Consider the following 17437-nt stretch of genomic DNA (forward strand, 5'->3'; position numbering starts at 1 on the left):
TCAGAGCTCCTCGACCCGGCGGATCAGCACCGGCAGCAGCCAGGTGCCCAGCACGCCCAGGCGGGCGCCGGCCTCGGCCTGGCGGTCGGTCAGGTATCGGGCGGCCAGATCGACCAGGTAGAGCAGCGCGGTCACCTCGCGGCCGGACGGCGACACCCCGAACGGCGCCAGCAGCTCGCCGGCCCGGCGCACGGTCTGCTCGACCGCGTCCCGGGCGTCGCCGGTCGACTGGATCCGGCGCTGCAGCTCGTGGTGGATCGCGTCGAAGCCCATGGGGACGCCGGTCGCGAACCGCTCCCAGTCCCAGACCAGCAGCCCGTCGGCGAGGTTCGCCATGTTCCACGGCGCCCAGTCGCCGTGCCAGGCCCCGTACCGGAAGGTGACGTCGCCGGCGTGCTTGACCAGCAGCTCCGCCGCCGATCCGAGCCCGGCGCCCTCGGGCCGGTCGCCCACCGCCGAGAGCCGGCCGCGCAGCTCCTCCCAGTACTCGCTGGTGTCCAGCGGTCCGGTCGTGTACCCGCAGCAGCCGGCGATGTCGAGCATCGCGGCGACCAGCCGGCGCTGGGTCAGCGGCGCGCGGGGGAGCCAGACCGGCAACGCCGACTGGATCAGCACCTCGAGGTCGTGCCACTGCCCGGCGTGCAGCACCCGCGGCACGGTCAGCTTGGTCAGCCCGCTGCCGGCCAGCGTGGCCAGCGCCTCGGTCTCGGCCTTGACCAGCTGCCGGGTCAGCGGCCCGGTGCCGAGCTTGCCGAAGCCGAAGGTGTCGCCCTCGGGGCCGATCAGCTGGAGCACGGGCTTCCGGTTGGCCCGGGCCGGTCCGATGTGGACGCTGACCGCCAGCTCCCGGCCGAGCTGCTCGGTCAGGTAGCCGTCGATGCTCGACGAGAACGGGCCGGTGACCCGGACCCGGTCGCGCAGCAGCACCGCCGACGCGCCGGTGCGTACCGCGGCGACCACCGCGTCCCGCTTGAGCTTGGCGGCCCGGGACTGCGGCTCGGCGTACCGGCGGACCGCGGCGGCGGCCACCCGGCGCGAGGCGGAGGGGACCAGCAGGCGCGGCCGGCGCGCGTCCGGGACGACCAGGTACTCGGCGATCGGGGTGCCGGGCGACCCGTCGGTGCGACAGGGCCACGGGTAGAGAAGCTCGAGCACCTCGGTGAGGTACTGGGTGCGAAGCGCCGCGTCCCCCGCGGTCAACTCGGCCGGCGCGGTCTTCACCGGGCTCATGTCTTGTCCCCCTCGGATGAGTTGCGCCAGAGCAGCGCAAAGGTCAGAACCATGAAGGCAAGGGGGGTGACCAGCGAGTTGTACCAGAGCATCGCGGAGAACGAGGTGACCAGCGCGGCGCTGCCGGCCACCCCGATCGCGCTCCGGTCGCGGCGGAACCGCCACAGGCCGTACCCGAAGAAGCCGAGGTATCCGGCCGTGCCGACGGCGCCGTGCGAGTAGAGCAACTGCCACAGCTGCCCGTTGCCGCCGATGGTGAAGTTGCCGCAGCGCTCGCAGCCGGCGCTCTCGCCGACGGCGATCGACTGGCGACCGCCGGCGGTGTTGCGGGTGCCGCCGTAACCGATCACCGGCGACGCCCGGAAGCCCTCCACCGCCCGGTCGACCAGGAATGAGCGGACGCCGTTGGACTTGCCGTTGTCGAGCCGGGCGCCGACCACCTGGCCGAGCGGGGTGGCGACCATCGCCAGGCCGAGCAGCGCGGCCGCCATCACCAGCACGCCGATGATCCATATCTTGCCGGCCAGCACGTACCGGGCGGCCACGTAGACGATCAGCACCCCGAGGCCGATCCACAGGCCCCGGTTGAGCGAGACCACGGCCGGCACGATCGAGACCAGCAGGCAGACGACCGCCCAGAACCGGGTCGACCGCTTCTCGCTCTGCCACGCGGCCACGACCAGCCAGCCGGCCAGCAGGCAGAAGTTGTTGCCCCAGGTGTTGGTGTAACCCCAGGGCGCGGCCGGGCGCGGCTTGTCCCCGCCGACCAGGTCCATGATCTGCGCGGCGTACGGGTGGACCAGCGACTGCACGAAGCCCTTGCCGCGCACCCCGTGCGGCAGCAGCAGCTCGACCGGGGAGGTGAACTGGAAATTGCCGGCCACCATGCCGAGCAGGCCGCCGGCCACGGTCACGACGAAGAGCCAGCCGAGGTACTTGACCAGCCGTTTGCGGGGTAGCTCCGCCTCGGTCAGGTTGCCCGCGTAGACCAGCAGCACGGTCAGCGCCACGTACATGATCAGCTTGTAGGCCGCGCCCGGCAGGCGTCCGGTCGCGTGCTCGGCGATGGTGCCGGGCGGATCGGCGCCGAGGACGCCGAGGCTGACCACGACCGCGATCAGGAAGATCGCCCACCACAGGAAGCCGGGCGGCAGGCGCAGCGGCCGGCCGGCCGCGCGCCGGCGCACCAGCAGGAAGAGCATGGGCACGGCCATGACCGCGAAGATCAGTACGCCGAGCCCGAGCGCCCACCACAGCGGATAGAGCGCCAGGATGCTCGCCACCGGCCAGCCCGGCAGGGTCAGGGTCTTGCGCGCGCCGTGTGCGGTGCCGCCGGTCCGGCGTGTCTCAGCGGCAGCCGCGGCACCCGGGGCGGCCGGCATCATTTCCCGTCGCCGTCCTTGGCCATCCCGGACATGTCGATCACCGCGGTGATCTCGTCGGCCGCGTCGGCCGCCCGGGGGCGTACCTGCGGCTTCTCCGCCGTCTTCTCGGCCGCGGCGGCCTTGGCGGCCTTCTCCGCCGCCGACATCGTGTTGGTCGGGAAGCGCATCGGCTGGGTCACGTCGGAGTCGGAGACCGGGCCGTCCATCTTCACCGGCTTGTCGGCCTTGTTCCGGTCCGCCGCCTTGTTCCGGTCCGCCGGCAGGGTGACCGCGGGTGCGGTCGGCTCGGCGCCGCGCAGGTTAGCCAGGCGGGGGAGAACCACCGCGCCCAGCAGCGGGGTGCCGACGCGCTGCAACTGCTCGGCGGCGTCCAGCACGGCGGGCCGGCGCGACCGGCGCAGCTCGACCGCGAGCAGGGCCGCGTCGGCCAGGCTGGCCAGGCCCTGGGCGTCCGCGCTGCTGGTGGTCGACGGCGCCTCGATCACGACGTAGCCACCCTGCCGGCGCAGCGCCTCCAGCGTGTCCTTGAGCCGCTGCGACTGCATGAGGCCGGCCGCGGTGGCCGCGCCGCCGGTGGTGATCACCCGCAGCGACGGGATGCGCGGGGTGCGCTGCAGCGCCCGGGCCAGCCCGACCCGGCCGGCCAGCAGGTCCGACAGGCCGGGGACGGCCGAGACGCCGAGCATCCGGGCCAGCGGCGCGACGTCCACCACGCTCTCGGGCAGGTGAGCGCCGATCAGCACCACGTCGCTGCCGGTGCGGGCCAGCGCGGCGGCCAGGTTCGCGGCCACCAGGGTCGCCGCCGAGCCGCGGCTCGTACCGGTCACCACGATCACCTGGTCGCTCGTCTTCAGCGTCGCGAGGATCTCGTTGCGCAGCCGGTTGAAGACCCGGCCACCGGCACCGTACGGCTGAAGGACGTCGTCGAAGTGCGGCGTGGTGCGCTCGTCGAGGGCCGCCAGCACGTTGACCCGGCCGCGGTCGCGCACGTCGGCCGCCGAGCGCAGCCGCCGGTCGAACCGCTCCCGCACGAACGCCAGCGCCACGCCGAGCAGCAGCCCGACCATGCCGCCGGTGGCCAAGTTGACCATCGCGTTCGGGCTGGTCGGCGTGTCGGGCAGGCGCGCGTCGCTGATGATGCTGCCGGCGCCGACCGTGGTCGTGGTCAGCTCGTTGAGCCGGCCGGTCAGCCCGTTGAGCTGGTTCTGCGAGTTGTTCCGCAGGCTCAGCAGGTTGCTCTCGTCCGGGCTGCCCTTGACCGCCCGGGCCAGCCGCCCGTTGATCCCGGTCAGCGTGGTGGTGAGCTGCTTGACCTTCGCGGTCAGTGTCTTGATCTGCTGGTCGAGGCCGCTCTGCGCGGTCTCCTGCCGGTTGCGGAGGTACGCCTCGGCGAACGCGTGCGACCCGGCCTGCGCGTCCTGCGGCGTGCCCGCCGTGAACGTGATCACCAGGACGGTGGTGTTCGCCGGCACCTCGACCGAGACGTCCTTGGCCAGGTCGATCGGCGAGCGGGCGGTCCGCAGCAGCGTCGCGGCCTTGGCCGCCACCGCGCCCGAGCGCACCAGCTGCGCCTCGGTGTCCAGGTTGACCGTGCCCTTGGTGCGGCCGCCCTGCGCGTTCGTGTCCTGGTCGAGCGACTGCACCAGCACGGCGGCCGACGACTCGTACGTCTTGGGCAGCGCGCTGGTCAGCGCCGTGCCCGCGCCCAGACCCGCGCCCGTCGCGATCAGCGCGATCCACCAGTGGCGGCGGAAGATGCCGAGGTAGTGCGAGACATCCGCGGGGCGAGACGCTTCCATCGGTTGGCGGCCCTTTCGGGGGTGGAGTGAGTTCGGGCGTTTTGCCCCCAGGGGGTAAACGGCTCACTCCCGCCGACGTGATGGGTTTACGTCAGTTTCGGCTCCACCCAGCCGTTCTCGACGAGGTACGCCAGCACGAGCTCGATCGCCTCGGGGACCGTGATCGTGGTCGTGTCGATGGTCAGTTCGGCGTTCGCCGGCTCCTCGTACGGGTCGTCGACGCCGGTCAAGCCGCGCAGCTGGCCGGCCCGCGCCCGGGCGTACAGGCCCTTGCGGTCGCGCTGCTCACAGACCTCGAGCGGGGTGTTGACGTGCACGAGCACGAATCCCGCGCCGGCGTCCCGGGCCATCCGGCGCACCGCCGAGCGGGCCGACTCGTAGGGCGCGATCGGGCAGGCCACGGCCATGCCCCGATGCCGGCCCACCTCCGCCGCCACCCAGCCGATCCGGCGTACGTTGCGATCTCGGTCTGCCTTGCTGAAGCCCAGCCCCGCGGAGAGCTCGCGGCGAACCACGTCGCCGTCGAGCAGGGTGATGGTGCGCTCGCCCGATTCGCGCAGCGAGTCGGCGAGACCGCGGGCGATCGTCGACTTGCCCGAGCCGGAGAAGCCGGTGAAGAAGACCACCAGGCCCCGGTGCCGACGTGGCGGGCGGGCCCGGGTCAGTTCCTTGGCCACCGCCGGCGGTGTGTGCCACTCGGGCAGCGGAAAGCCCCGGTCGAGCACGTCGTTGATCTCGGCGGAGGTCATCGCGAGCCGGCGGTTGCGCGGCGGGATGTCGTCCCGCCAGCGCCACTGGCCGTCCCGGTTGTCGTAGGCGAGCTCGCGCGGCACGAGAACCCGCAGGCCACCCCCGGAGAGCATCTCGCCGGTCGAAAGCACATGAGTCACGCCGTACGCCCCGGCGACGCGCGCCCGCAGCAGGGCGTCGCGCATCTCGTCACCGCGGTTGAGCAGCGGAACCGCCACGATCGTGGCCGGCGGCATCCGGTCCCGGGCCGCGAAGATCGCCCGGACCAGCGCCTCGGGCGGCAGGCCGTCGGGGCCCGGGCCGCTCACCGGAATGAGGATCAGCAGATGCGCGGCGAGGGTGCGGGCGGCGTGGGCGATCTGAGCCAGCTGTGGGCGGTGCAGCGGCCGGTCGGCGATCACGCCGAGCACCCGGCCGGGCGGCAGCAGCGCCCTGACCTCGGCCGGCGTGCGACGCAGCCGCTGGAACGGGCCGTGCCCGCCGTCGCCCATCCGGCGGACGGTGCCGCCGACGCCGTAGGTGCGCTCGCCGGTCGCCCACGCGTCGGTGACCTCGAGCGCCGCGACCGGCGCGCCCTCCGGGTCGGTCAGGATGATCGTGCGGTGCAGCGGGTCCTCGAGCACGAGGTCGCTCGCCAGCTCGGCCGGGACCTCGAGGGTCACCGGGACCGGCCACTGCGTGCCGTCCGCGAGCCGGCCCCGGCGGCGCAACGCGTTCAGGTCGGCGCGGCCGAGAAAGCCGGTGAGCGGCGCGTACGCCCCGGAGAGCAGCAGTTCGAGGTCCGCGAGCTCGTGCGCATGCGGCGTGTACGACGGGGCGTCACGCAGCACGTCCTCGGGAAGCACCGAACCATTCACCTTCGCATCCCCCTGCGGCCGATTAGGGGACAGTTTCGCAGCCCGGCCGATCGTGGTCGAGGCGGGTCTCCGTCTGCGCTATTTGTCTGTTTAATCCGCGTCGGGTATTGGACAAATCGGATCTTCATCACAATACTGGCACCTCGTGAGTCGACGCCCGCACCGCTTCCGGCTTGTACAGTTCGCCGCCGTGCCGACGGCCTTCGTCCTTTCGGTCGTGACCACGCTGGCCTGGGCCTGGACCGGCGGGGTCGATCAGCTCGGCCTGCCGCTCGGCCCGATCGGTGATCCGACCGTGTCGCTGCCGGTGCTCGCCTCGCCGGACAAGCCCGTCCTCAGTGGTCGACTGCCGCTCCTTTCGCCGTCGCCCACTTCTCCTTCCCCCGCGCCGGCGAAAGTCACCTCCGACGCGGCATTCACGCCGTCCTCTTCGGTTGTCGCGCCGCTGTCGCCGGGTTTGGCGCCGGCGCCGCCGGGCTTGGCGCCGCGCCGGAGTGGCTGCCGCACCGGGCGGAAGCTAGTGCCCACCTGCGGTGTGTTGTGGGGCGTCGCGCCGGGCGCACATACCGAGAGCCGCGGTGCTTCCGCCCTCGCCGAGTTCGAACGCAAGACCGGGCGTACGCAGGCGATCTACCACGCGTACCACGGCGGGATCCGGCAGCTGTTCCCGACGCCGCAGGAGATCGCGATCGCCCGCCAGCCCGGCCGGCACCGCGTCCTGTTCCTCAACTGGAAGCCGGAGTCGGCGTCCTGGGCGGCGATCGCCCGCGGCGACAAGCGCACCGACGCGTTCCTCGACCGGCTCGCGGCGCACATCAAGACGACGTTCCCCGAGCAGTTCTTCCTCGCCGTGCACCACGAGGGCGAGAATGACGTGCGCCCCCGGGCCGGGTCCGGCTACACGGCCCGCGACTATGCGGCGATGTTCCGGCACGTGGTCAAGCGGCTGCGCGCACACGGCGTGATCAACATGGTGACGGTCCTGGTCCACATGGCGTACGTCCCGCACGCGACCCAGAGCTGGTTCAACGACATGTACCCCGGCGACGACGTGGTCGACTGGATCGGCTTCGACACGTACGCGTACAGCGACCCCGGCTACGGCCACGGCGACTTCGCCCAGGTCTTCAACCGCAAAATCGAGATCGCCGGCAAGGGCAGCTGGCCCGGTTTCTACACCTGGGCCCTCACCCGCCACCCCGGCAAGCCCCTGATGATCGCCGAGTGGGGCGTCTGGTCCTCCAAGCGAAACACCGCCTACAAGGTCGACTTCTACCGCGAGCTGGGCAACGAGATCCGCCACTTCCCGAAGATCCGGGCGATGGTCCAGTTCGAGACCCCGCACAACCAGAAGGGCCAGGACTCCTCGGTGGACAGCACCCCGGCCGCCCTGGCCGCCTATCGCAAGCTCGGCAAGCTCCCGATCTTCCAGGTCGCGGTAACCCCATAGGCCGGCCGTTGCGTCGCAGCGGCTCAGTCCTCGCCGGCGGTGACGCGGAACGCAGCGGGATTCGTCAGGAACAGCCGGGTGCCTCGACGGACCAGGTCGCCGCGGACGGAGACGACCAGCATCTCCTGGTGGGCGCGGGTCGCCTCGACGTAGTCCTCGCCATCGAGGTTCATCCAGACCCGCCGCAGCCGGTCATCCCCCTCGAGGGTGCCGGCGATGCTGATCTCTCCGGTTCCGCTGCCCTCGCGATGCAGCCGCACGACGTTGCCCACGACGACGACGCCCTCCTCGGGCACCCGCTCGCGCATCTCGCGGGCGGCCGAGGCAAGCACCGGGAGATGGTCACGGCGAAATCGGACCGGCTCGAACATCCGGGCGCGCAGCGGACGGGATGGCGCCAGCCGAAGGGAGAGCTCGAAGGGATGGCCGGCCTCGCCGCCCAGGCCGACCAGGGCCTCGCACAGGTTGGCGCTGACGCCCGTCGGAACGGCCTGGGTGAACACGTCCAGCCCGTTCGGTCCAACGAGGGCGTCGTTGGCCGCCTGATGCGCGGCGCGAATGGCGTCGTAGAGCCGCAACGAGACGCGTCGCTCGAACGGCTCCGCCGACTCGTCATCGTCGGTGAGATCGTCGTCGAAGAGCGCGGGCTGAGCCACCGACAGCCGCGGCGGCACCGGCGTGCGGACCGACAAAATGAAGCTGCCCTCGGCCGACGGCCCGATTCGTACCTCGCGCAGCAGCCGGAGAACCTCGGCGGACTTGCGGGCCGGCTGGACGGCACGCGGCTGTTCGGCGCTGACCGCGTATGCGGCGGCGATCACCAGACTGCGCACGCTCTCGAAGGCCTGCACGCCGTCGTCAAGTCCGATCATCCCGGGGCCGTTGTCCGGTGGGAATGTACGCACGGTGTGTACGTCCATGGAGACGCTCGTGATGTCGGCGAGCACCTCCAGCTCCGAGCGGTCCTCCGCGGCGCCGAGCACGTTCAGAAGATCACGGACCCGCGCGGCGTAGTCACGGATCGTCGACTCCTGAGGTTGAAGCGCCTCGAATTCCTCGCCGTCGATCATCTTGACCCATTGGATGCCGCTGCCCGACCGTCCCCTGATGGTCCACTCGCGGGCGCGTAGGTACATCGCCAACTCGGACGGCAGTCGTGCGGCCAGCGCGTCGCGATCGGTGACCTGAGCCCGGATCATCGCGTCGCACCTCCCTGATCGCCGGCCAGCAGTCGACCTAGTGTGTCGACCGTCAGCAGATTCCGCAGCGGCACCTTTACCGTCACACTCTTGGGGTCGTCCGTCCCGGTCGGGAGCGTGTCGCGATCCGCGAGCGAAAGCCAGTATGCAGCGGTGCTCAGACGCATGTGGTGGTCACTGCAGATCGCATAGTGCTCGGCGGCCGCCGGCACGATCACGACCGAGAGGAAACGCGGTACCTGAAATCCGGGTCCGGCCAGGTGGTTGAAATGCATCACGTCGAGGCGATGCTGGATTGTGCCGTCGGTGATCAGGGGCGCCGAGGTGGACTTGACCTGTATCTCGATCCTCGGCGAGCGCCTCGTGCCCCGCGGGCCCGGATGGGCGATCTGCCAGTCGACGCCGTCGAGATCCAGATTCATCCGGGCGGTGGTGAAGCCCGCGGCGCAGGCCAGCGCGTGGATGAAACCCTCGCCGTGCAGGCCCTGATGGACGTTTCTGTTCAAAGCTGGTGAGCACCCCCGCCCACCATGTTGCGGATCGACAGCACCCCGATAGCCTAGTCGCGCGACAACGTGAAGGGAAATCGAAAAGGGGCGCGAGCGAGCGGTATTTCCGGTCGCGGGCAGACAGAGGCCGAGGGCTTCCGTGGCGGGCGGAGGCCCTCGGCCGGATCTTGGTGCTAGTGGGTGAAGGGGCTGGTCAGCTCGTTTCGCCGGCCATGCTGAAGGAACCCAGGCGGTTTATGGCGTAGACGGTGCCGCCCAGGGCGAAGATCACGCTCATCACGATGGCGACGGTGAGGTTCACCTTGCCGGGGAGCATGTCGGTGGGGGCGATTTTGTCGGCGATCGTGATGACGTACTGCTCGATCGAGAGGACGCGGGTGCCGCTCACGAATCGGCCCAGCAGGCCCTCCCAGACCAGGATGTAGACCAGGCCGAGCAGGACCGGGCGGCGGGTCAGCAGGCTGAGCAGCAGGAACAGCGCGGAGTAGGCCACCGCGCCGATCGCGGCCGCGGCCGCCAGGGCCAGGCCGAAGCGGTTGCCGTCGGCCAGGACGCCGGCTACGTACAGCGGCACGCAGGAGACCACGGCCGAGACGCCGACCGCCACCAGGAGTTTCGCCAGGATGATGTCGCGGCGGGGGAGCGGCTTCGTGAGGATGTGGATGATCGTGCCGTCGTCGACTTCCGAGCCCAGGACGCCGGTGCCGACGATCAGGCTGGTCACGGGGAGGACGACCGCCAGGCCCAGGCCGACCACGACGGCCTGGCCCCACTGGTCGGGGTCGACGTCGTACGCGCGGCAGATCAGCGCCAGGCCGACCAGCAGGACCGGCAGCGGCAGCAGCAGGAGCACCCGGCGGCGGCCGAAGAGGCCCCGGGCGGTGATGTAGGCGACCGTGGACATCATGCCTCCAGCAGGTAGGAGAAGACGCTCTCCAGCGACTCGTCGGAGGGCAGCAGGCGGCGCAAGCGGATGCCCTCGCCCAGGGCGATGCGGGGCAGCGCACGGGTGAAGCTGCCGTAGTCGGAGGCGCGAACCGTGAGGCCGCCGGACTCGATCTCGACGCCGCTCACCGATTTCTCGCCGATCAGGGCGACCGCCAGGCGCCGGTCGTCGGAGCTCTGCAGGGCGAAGACGTGCGGGCGGGTGGTCATCAGGCGGCGGATGCGGCGGTAGTCGCCGGAGGCCGCCAGCCGGCCCGCGACGATCACCTGGACGAGGCCGGAGAGCTGCTCGACCTCTTCCAGGATGTGCGAGCTGAACAGGATGGTGTGGCCGCGGTCGCCGAGCGAGTGCAGCAGGTCCATCATGTGCATCCGCTGGCGCGGGTCCATGCCGTTGAACGGCTCGTCGAGCAGCAAAACCTGCGGCTCGTGCACCAGCGCGCCGGCCACCCGGGCGCGCTGCCGCATGCCCTTCGAGAACGTCTCGATCCGGCGGTCCTGCGCGTCGGTCATCTCGACCATCGCCAGGGCGCGGGCCGCGGCGGCCTCGGGGTCGGGCAGTTTCTGCATCTTGGCGCAGGCGATCACGAACTGGCGAGCGGTGAGGAAGCCGTGCACCGCCTCCCGCTCGGCGACCAGGCCGAGCGTGCGGTAGATCGACGGGTTGCGCCAGGTCGGCTTGCCGTCGATGGTCACCGCCCCGCGCGACGGGGAGAGGAAACCGGCCATCATGTGCAGCACTGTGGTCTTGCCGGCGCCGTTCGGGCCGAGCAGGCCGGTCACCCCGGGCTGCAGGGTCATGCTGATGTCGTTGACCGCCACCACGTTGCCGTACCAGCGGGAGACGTTCTGCAACTCGACGACGCTCACAGTGAGGCCACCTTCCGGTAGCGGGCCAGTAGCAGCAGCAGGCAGGCGGCGATCAGGCAGAACGCCTCGATTCCGTAGATCGGGCCGAGGTTGCCGATGTCGAGGCCGAGGTCGGTGCGGTCGCGCAGCCAGATCTCCACGCCGCTGATCAGCGAGATCGGACTGGCCAGCCCGGAGAGGTGGTGCGCGGTCTCGGACGGCAGCACGTTGAGCACCCCGACGATCGGCGCGGTCATCAGGAACACGGCGACGATGCCGCCGGCCGCGAACGCCCGCTTGCCGGTGAGCGAGGCGATCAGCAGGCTGATGCTCGCGAAGATGAAGGCCCAGAGCAGGCTGTACCCCCAGCCCGGGATCAGCAGGCCGAGCTCGTGCCACACCCCGCGCATGCCGGTCTTGGTGGTGAACGCGCCGGTCAGGAACATGATGAACTGCGGCACGCCGAGCATCAGGAACACCGCCGAGACCAGCGCCGCCACCTTCGCCATCACGTAGTCGGCGGCGCGTACGGGACGGCTGAAGTAGAGCGGAAGCACGCCGGAGCGGATGTCGCGGGAGACCAGCTCGGGTGCGACGATGGCCGCGAAAAAGATCACCAGCCAGCTCATCGTGTCGTCGAGCTGGTAGTAGTCGAACAGCCAGTTGCCGGTCTGCGAGCGGACGCCCGCGTTGATCACCGCGACGAGCAGCACGATGCCGGCCACGCCCCACGGGAAGATCTTGGATTTGGCGCTGCGTCCCAGGCCGAACGCGGCGCGCAGCCCGTGCACGTACATCGCCTGGAGCAGGGCACCGCGGCCGAGTCGGGGGCCTTGATACCGCTGGTATCCGATGTCATGGATGACGCCGGCCTCAGACATCGGCCGTCTCCTTCGCGGTGAAGAGCTCGGCGACGCGGTGGCGCCGCTGGTCGAGGCGGTGCAGCGGGAGGTCCAGGTCGGCGACTGCCTGCAGGATCCGGTCGTACGCGACGTCGGACTCGAGCGGCACCAGCAGCAACCGGCCCTCGGGGGTGACCTTGAAGCCGAGGGTGCGCAGTGCCGAGGCGAGCTCGTCGGTGCCCTCGCTGACCTCGACGGCCAGCACGTCCGACGCCGCGGTCATCGAGGAGATGCGGTCGGCGCGCAGCAGGTGGCCGCCCTCGATCGCGATGAGCGAGTCGCAGATGCGCTCGACCTCGCCGAGCAGGTGCGAGCAGACCACCACCGAGATGCCGAACTCGTTGCCGATGCGGTGCACCAGCGTCAGCATGGCGTCGCGGCCGGCCGGGTCGAGGCCGTTGGTCGGCTCGTCGAGCAGCAGCAGATCGGGGTCGTGCACGAGCGCCTGGGCCAGCTTGACCCGCTGTTTCATGCCGGTCGAGTAACCGCCGATCTGGCGATAGCGCTCCTCGTAGAGGCCGACGTGGCGCAGCGCCTCGGAGGCCCGCTCGCGCGCCGCGGTCTTGGGCAGCCCGCTGAGCCGGCCCACGTGGGTGACGAACTCGGAGGCCGACACGTCGGGCGGAAGGCAGTCGTTCTCGGGCATGTAGCCGACGCGGGCCCGGACCTTGTCGGTCTCGGCCACCGGGTCGAGCTCGAACACCCGCAGGCTGCCGGAGCTGGGCGCGATGAGCCCCAGCATGATCTTGATGAACGTGCTCTTGCCGGCTCCGTTGGCGCCGACGAGCCCGATGACGCCCGCGTCGACCTCGACGGTGAGGTCGGCCAGAGCCGTCACCCCGCCGCCGTAGGTCTTGGTCAGCGCTTGAGTCGCGATGATGGTCACGGGCCCAGCCTAGGAAGTCGACGCACCTTGGCGGATCCGGAGGATCCCTGAGGACACTCTCGGGGTCTCTCAGCCTGCTCTCAGCTTGCGGCCTTACAACAATCGAATGCCGCGAAGGCTGTTCGCGTTCGGCTCGCTGTTGGTGCTGGCGGGCTGCGTCCACCCGACGATGACCAGTGCCGGGCCGCCGGTGGTGGTCTGCGGGACGACCCTGTGGTCCGGGGCGATGACGCCGGTGGTGTGGCGGCTGAACGATCCGAGCCCGGGCGCAGCCCAACCACCTGCGCCGACCGGCGACAAATTACCGCCGCCGACATCGGTGACCGCAGGCGAAGGAAGTGACGACTACGTCCGGCTCGGCGGCGGCTGCGCGAAGGGCGCCGTGGTCAGTGTCGCGCCGCTCGACGGCGCCCGTCTGCGCGAGGTCGCCCGTGCGAAGGACGATCACCTGGCCGCGATCGTGCTCGAGGTGACGGCGCCGGTGACGGTCCGCGCCTGGCAGGGCGGTAAGTACCTGGGCGAGCGGCAGCTGGACCCGACGGTCAGCGAGCCCGGAGGCGAGCCCGGATCAGCTTCCCCGACGCGGTGAGCACGCCGGTTCCGGTGAACTTCGAGCCGGCGCAGGTGCCGGGCTTGAGGGCCGCGCTCGACTCGTCGATGTCGGAGAACGTCCAGTTCGCGTAACTGACCTTCAGCCGGTCGAGCAGGTCGAGCCACGTCGTGGTGCTCGCGGCGTCGAAGGTGCCGTTGCCCGTGAAGGTCACCGTGCCGAACTCGGTCACGAACATCGGCAGCTTGGCGGCGGCCCGGGTGAGCTCGGCCCGGTAGTTGTCCTTGTGCGACGCCGCGTAGAAGTGGAACGCGTACATGATGTTTGGCAGTTTCACCGGGTCGGCGATGGTCTCGCTCGCGTTCGACCCCTCGGCGATGCCGAGGGACGAGAATCCCCGGGTTCCGACGATCACCACGGCGTCCGGATCTTGCGCTCGGATGACGGGCACAACCTTTTGCGCGTACGCCCGGATCGCCGCCCAGGAAACGCCGTTGGGCTCGTTCGCAACCTCGTAGAGGACGTTCTTCTTCGACGCGTTCCGCTTGGCCACCGCCGCGAAGAAGGTCTTCGCCCGCTCGAGATTGAACGCCGGGTCGCCGGGATTGAGGATGTGGAAGTCGACGATCGCGTACATCCCGCGCGCCTCGGCCTTGTCGACCAGGGTGTTGACCTTGGCGGTGAAGCCGGCCGGGTCGGTCTCGTAGCCGCCTTCCTGCACATACATGGCGATCCGCAGCAGATCGGCGTGCCAGTCCCTGGCCAGCGCGTCGAGCGCGGCGCTCGGATAGCAGTTCGGCGCGTACTGCAGGCCGTGGGTGCTGGCCCCGCGCAGCTGGACCGTCTTGTTGTGCTGGTTGCAGAGGTGCACGCCGCAGACGTGCAGCTTCCCGTTGATCGCCAGCGGAGTCCGCGGCGCAGCGGCAGTCGATCTTGAGGAGGGCGGCGCAGGCGAAGCCGAGGTCGGCCGAGCGGAAGCGGGAGGACGAGAGGCGGGCGTCGAGACAATGGGCGCCGCCGTCGAGCCGAAGGTCATGCTCGTCAGCGCGACGACCGTGGCCGTGGACACCGCGAGCACGGTGGCCCCCGCCGCCGCGATGAGCCGCCATCTGCGCATGCCGCACGCTCCGTCGAGAACGGGGAACGCTGTGGGAGCGCTCCCGGATTCGCGACGATAGATCGCCCCAAACGCGAAGGCGAGCCCCTAAAGACTCACTTAAGGGCACGCAAAGGGGGCCGGACAGCGAACGCTGCCCGGCCCCCTCCGTACGACCGGAAAATCAGCCGGTGTTGCGCATGCCGGCGGCGATCCCGTTCACCGAGGTGAGCAGCGCCCGTTCCAACGCCGTCGAATCCGACGGCGCACGCCGCGCGCCCGGCGCGGTCGCCGGCTGCCGGTCCGCCTCGCCCAGGTCCCGGTACTGCCGCAGCAGTGCCACCTGCAGGTGGTGCAGCGGCAGCAGGTAGGTGTCGCGCACGCCCAGCGTCCGCTTGAGCTCCGGCTGCGAGGCGAGCAGGTCGTCCCCGCCCGTGATCGCCAGAACCTCGCGGACGGTGAGCTCGTACTCCGCGACGATCGCCTCGAAGATCGGGTGCAGGTCGGCCGGGACCAGCGTCTCGACGTAGCGCCGGGCGATGTCGAGGTCGGTCTTGTTCAGCATCATCTCGACGTTCGACAGGAACGTCTTGAAGAACTGCCAGTCCGCGTACATCTCCCGCAGCGACTCGGTCTGCCCGGCCTCGCGAGCGGCCGCGAGCCCGGAGCCCACGCCGAACCAGCCCGGCACGATCTGCCGCGTCTGCGTCCAGCCGAACACCCACGGGATCGCGCGCAGCCCGCCCAGCCCGGCGTCGGCGTTCGGCCGCTTGGCCGGCCGCGAGCCGATGTTGAGCTGGCCGAGCAGCTCGGTCGGGGTGGCCGCCCAGAAGTAGGCGGCCAGGTCCGGGTTCTCCACCAGCGACCGGTACGCCGCGAAGGCCGCGTCCGACGCCGTGTCCATGGTCGCGTCCCAGCGCTCGAGCCGCCGGGTGTCCACCGACGGCGTCGTGTGCAGCAGCGTCGCCTCCAGCACCGCGGCCACCGTGAGCTCGAGGTTCTCCCGGGCCAGGGCGGGCAGCGTGTACTTGTCCGAGATGACCTCGCCCTGCTCGGTCACCTTGATCGCGCCGTCCAGCGTGCCGTACGGCTGGGCCAGGATCGCCTCGTGGGTGGGGCCGCCACCCCGGCCGACCGTGCCACCGCGGCCGTGGAAGAGCCGCAGGCGTACGCCGTGCCGCGCGGCCACGTCGCGCAGCGAGCGCTGTGCCTTGTGGATGCGCCACTGGCTGGTCGTGATCCCGGCCTCCTTGTTGGAGTCCGAGTAGCCGAGCATGACCTCCTGCACGTCGCCGCGCGCCCGCACGATCTCGCGGTAGGCCGGCAGCGACAGCATCTCGTCGAGCAGGTCGCCACCGGCGTCCAGCTCGGCCGGGGTCTCCAGCAGCGGCACGATGTTCACCCGGGCGCGACCGGTGTGGATGTCGACCAGGCCGGCCTCGCGGGCCAGCACCGCCGCGGCGAGCACGTCGTCGACGCCGAGGGTCATCGAGATGATGTACGTCTCGACGACGTCCATCCCGAACCGCTCCTGCACATCGCGGATCGTGTTGAAGACGTCGAACGTCTTGCGGGCCGAGTCGGTGAGCGGCGTGTCGGCGCTGGACAGCGGCCGCCGCCCGGTCAGCTCGGTGGCCAGCAGCTTCGTGCGCTGGGGACGGTCGAGCGCCGCGTAGTCCTCGACCTCGCCGACCTGGGCGTACATCTGCTGGAGAACCTCGTGGTGCTTCTCGGCGTGCTCCCGCACGTCGAGCGTGGCCAGCTGCAGGCCGAAGGCGGAGACCGTGCGGATCGCGACGGCGACCACGCCGACGGCGGTGAGCTGGCCGGAGTTGCGCGCCAGCGACGCGCGCATCAGCTCGAGGTCGCTGATCAGCTCGTCGTTGCCGAGGTAGTCGCGGCCCGGCACGTGCGGGGTGCCGGCGCCGAGGCGCTTGCGGGTGTTGGCGAGCTTGGCCTTGATCGCGCGGACCTTCAGCCGGTACGGCTCCTCGGCGTTGGTCTTGCGGAACCGCGGCGCGACCTCGGGCAGGTTGTCCAGGTCCTTGGCGAGCGACGCGGACAGGTCGAGCGAGACGCCGCGCAGCCGCCGGGAGACCGACAGCTCGTCGATCAGCTTGTCCATGGCCCGCTCGGTCGCCTGGATGCCCTGCTCGTGCTGGATCATCAGGACGTCGCGGGTGACCGCCGGCGTGACGAACGGGTTGCCGTCCCGGTCGCCGCCGATCCACGAGCCGAAGGTGAGCGGACGGCCCGTCGGCGCGGTCTCGACGCCCAGGTTGCGCAGGGTCTCGGCCAGGTCGGTGAGCACCTGCGGCGCGGCCTCGGCGTACAGGTCGCGCAGGTAGTAGACCGCGTTGCGGGCCTCGTCGGTCGGGTCCGGCCGGTCGAGGCGCAGCTCGTCGGTCTGCCAGAGCAGGTCGATGAGCTCGGCGAACCGCCGGGTCGAGGCGGTCGTGTCGGACGCGCCGTAGAGGACCTGCGCGGCGGCCTCGTTGTCCAGCTCGTCGGCGACCTGCCGCAGCTTGTGCAGGATCGAGCGGCGGGCCGCCTCGGTCGGGTGCGCGGTGAAGACCGGGCGGACGGCGAGCCGGCGGGCCGCCGCGGCGATCTCGTCGGCCGGCACGCCCCGTTCGGCGATCTTCTTGGCCGCCTGGTCGAGCCAGCCGCCGTCGCGGGCGCGGCGCCGGCGCAGGTCGCGGCCGCGGTGCACCTGCTCGGTGATGTTCGCGAGGTGGAAGTAGGTGGAGAACGCGCGGGCCAGCTTGGTGCCGGTCGTGACGTCCATCGCGGCCAGGCGCTGGGCGGCGGCGGCCGGATCCTGCCGGACCAGGGCGCGGACCTCCTCGACGAGGTCGAGCAGGGGGCGGCCCTCCTGGCGGGCCAGGGTCTGGCCGAGCAGGGTGCCGATGCGGCGGATGTCGGCGCGGAGGGCAGCGTCCGGCCCGTCGGGGTCGAGGTGGCCGTGCTGGTCGGTCATCGGGGCGCTCCTAACCCTTCGGAACTCCAGGACGGCGCTGTCCCGACTCC

At 71.0% G+C, this 17437-nt stretch carries 14 protein-coding genes; 2 read left to right on the top strand and 12 right to left on the bottom strand.

Annotated elements, in window-relative coordinates; translation table 11 throughout:
* From A3CQ_RS0134125 to cysC, 4 genes are all read right to left on the bottom strand, one after another.
* Complete coding sequence (locus A3CQ_RS0134125) at positions 1-1230, bottom strand: hypothetical protein (RefSeq protein WP_020515442.1); 1230 nt, start codon at positions 1228-1230, stop codon at positions 1-3.
* Complete coding sequence (locus tag A3CQ_RS0134130) at positions 1227-2615, bottom strand: polysulfide reductase NrfD family protein (RefSeq protein WP_020515443.1); 1389 nt, start codon at positions 2613-2615, stop codon at positions 1227-1229. The genes A3CQ_RS0134125 and A3CQ_RS0134130 overlap by 4 nt, the downstream gene beginning before the upstream one ends.
* On the bottom strand, positions 2612-4414 hold the full coding sequence (locus tag A3CQ_RS0134135; RefSeq protein ID WP_020515444.1) for a Wzz/FepE/Etk N-terminal domain-containing protein: 1803 nt from the start codon (positions 4412-4414) through the stop codon (positions 2612-2614). The genes A3CQ_RS0134130 and A3CQ_RS0134135 overlap by 4 nt, the downstream gene beginning before the upstream one ends.
* An 86-nt stretch (positions 4415-4500) precedes the next feature.
* Entirely contained in the window at positions 4501-6021 is a 1521-nt protein-coding gene (cysC, locus tag A3CQ_RS0134140; RefSeq protein WP_040433523.1) for an adenylyl-sulfate kinase, read from the bottom strand.
* 190 nt (positions 6022-6211) lie between these two features.
* Here cysC and A3CQ_RS0134145 point away from each other — a divergent pair, with 190 nt between their 5' ends.
* Positions 6212-7471 (top strand): glycosyl hydrolase, encoded by a 1260-nt coding sequence (locus A3CQ_RS0134145; protein WP_245577450.1) that lies wholly within the window; start codon positions 6212-6214, stop codon positions 7469-7471.
* 23 nt (positions 7472-7494) lie between these two features.
* Here A3CQ_RS0134145 and A3CQ_RS0134150 read toward each other — a convergent pair whose 3' ends face one another.
* The 6 genes from A3CQ_RS0134150 to A3CQ_RS0134175 all read right to left on the bottom strand — a co-directional run bounded on the left by A3CQ_RS0134150 (position 7495) and on the right by A3CQ_RS0134175 (position 12761).
* A complete protein-coding gene (locus A3CQ_RS0134150) occupies positions 7495-8670 on the bottom strand; it encodes a hypothetical protein (RefSeq protein ID WP_020515447.1) in 1176 nt (391 codons plus the stop codon).
* Complete coding sequence (locus tag A3CQ_RS0134155; RefSeq protein ID WP_020515448.1) at positions 8667-9176, bottom strand: DUF4365 domain-containing protein; 510 nt, start codon at positions 9174-9176, stop codon at positions 8667-8669. Before A3CQ_RS0134155 ends, A3CQ_RS0134150 begins: the two co-directional genes overlap by 4 nt.
* Positions 9177-9372: 196 nt before the next feature.
* Complete coding sequence (locus A3CQ_RS0134160; protein WP_020515449.1) at positions 9373-10083, bottom strand: ABC transporter permease; 711 nt, start codon at positions 10081-10083, stop codon at positions 9373-9375.
* On the bottom strand, positions 10083-10994 hold the full coding sequence (locus A3CQ_RS0134165; protein WP_020515450.1) for an ABC transporter ATP-binding protein: 912 nt from the start codon (positions 10992-10994) through the stop codon (positions 10083-10085). Before A3CQ_RS0134165 ends, A3CQ_RS0134160 begins: the two co-directional genes overlap by 1 nt.
* Positions 10991-11854: an ABC transporter permease gene (locus tag A3CQ_RS0134170; protein ID WP_020515451.1), complete on the bottom strand. Its 864-nt coding sequence runs from the start codon at positions 11852-11854 to the stop codon at positions 10991-10993. The genes A3CQ_RS0134165 and A3CQ_RS0134170 overlap by 4 nt, the downstream gene beginning before the upstream one ends.
* Positions 11847-12761, bottom strand: coding sequence for an ABC transporter ATP-binding protein (locus tag A3CQ_RS0134175; RefSeq protein WP_020515452.1), 915 nt, complete (start codon positions 12759-12761; stop codon positions 11847-11849). The genes A3CQ_RS0134170 and A3CQ_RS0134175 overlap by 8 nt, the downstream gene beginning before the upstream one ends.
* 106 nt (positions 12762-12867) lie before the next feature.
* Between A3CQ_RS0134175 and A3CQ_RS0134180 the strand changes: the two genes are divergently transcribed.
* Positions 12868-13350, top strand: a complete 483-nt coding sequence (locus A3CQ_RS0134180; protein WP_020515453.1) for a hypothetical protein — start codon at positions 12868-12870, stop codon at positions 13348-13350.
* On the opposite strand, the gene A3CQ_RS0134185 is transcribed toward A3CQ_RS0134180, so the two are convergent.
* Both A3CQ_RS0134185 and ppc read right to left on the bottom strand, forming a co-directional pair.
* Positions 13304-14428, bottom strand: a complete 1125-nt coding sequence (locus tag A3CQ_RS0134185; protein ID WP_084699351.1) for a glycoside hydrolase family 5 protein — start codon at positions 14426-14428, stop codon at positions 13304-13306. The genes A3CQ_RS0134180 and A3CQ_RS0134185 overlap by 47 nt on opposite strands.
* 163 nt (positions 14429-14591) lie before the next feature.
* Entirely contained in the window at positions 14592-17387 is a 2796-nt protein-coding gene (ppc, locus tag A3CQ_RS0134195; RefSeq protein WP_020515456.1) for a phosphoenolpyruvate carboxylase, read from the bottom strand.
* Positions 17388-17437 lie beyond the last annotated feature (50 nt).

This window comes from Paractinoplanes globisporus DSM 43857, from assembly GCF_000379645.1.
Classification (GTDB): Bacteria; Actinomycetota; Actinomycetes; order Mycobacteriales; family Micromonosporaceae; genus Actinoplanes; species Actinoplanes globisporus.

Excerpts from the sequence above, each read along its gene's own strand:
- A3CQ_RS0134150 (WP_020515447.1), bottom strand. The coding sequence starts at position 8,670 with ATGATCCGGGCTCAGGTCACCGATCGCGACGCGCTGGCCGCACGACTG.
- A3CQ_RS0134160 (WP_020515449.1), bottom strand. The coding sequence starts at position 10,083 with ATGTCCACGGTCGCCTACATCACCGCCCGGGGCCTCTTCGGCCGCCGC.
- A3CQ_RS0134185 (WP_084699351.1), bottom strand. The coding sequence starts at position 14,428 with ATGCGCAGATGGCGGCTCATCGCGGCGGCGGGGGCCACCGTGCTCGCG.
- A3CQ_RS0134170 (WP_020515451.1), bottom strand. The coding sequence starts at position 11,854 with ATGTCTGAGGCCGGCGTCATCCATGACATCGGATACCAGCGGTATCAA.
- ppc (WP_020515456.1), bottom strand. The coding sequence starts at position 17,387 with ATGACCGACCAGCACGGCCACCTCGACCCCGACGGGCCGGACGCTGCC.
- A3CQ_RS0134130 (WP_020515443.1), bottom strand. The coding sequence starts at position 2,615 with ATGATGCCGGCCGCCCCGGGTGCCGCGGCTGCCGCTGAGACACGCCGG.
- A3CQ_RS0134180 (WP_020515453.1), top strand. The coding sequence starts at position 12,868 with ATGCCGCGAAGGCTGTTCGCGTTCGGCTCGCTGTTGGTGCTGGCGGGC.
- A3CQ_RS0134135 (WP_020515444.1), bottom strand. The coding sequence starts at position 4,414 with ATGGAAGCGTCTCGCCCCGCGGATGTCTCGCACTACCTCGGCATCTTC.
- A3CQ_RS0134125 (WP_020515442.1), bottom strand. The coding sequence starts at position 1,230 with ATGAGCCCGGTGAAGACCGCGCCGGCCGAGTTGACCGCGGGGGACGCG.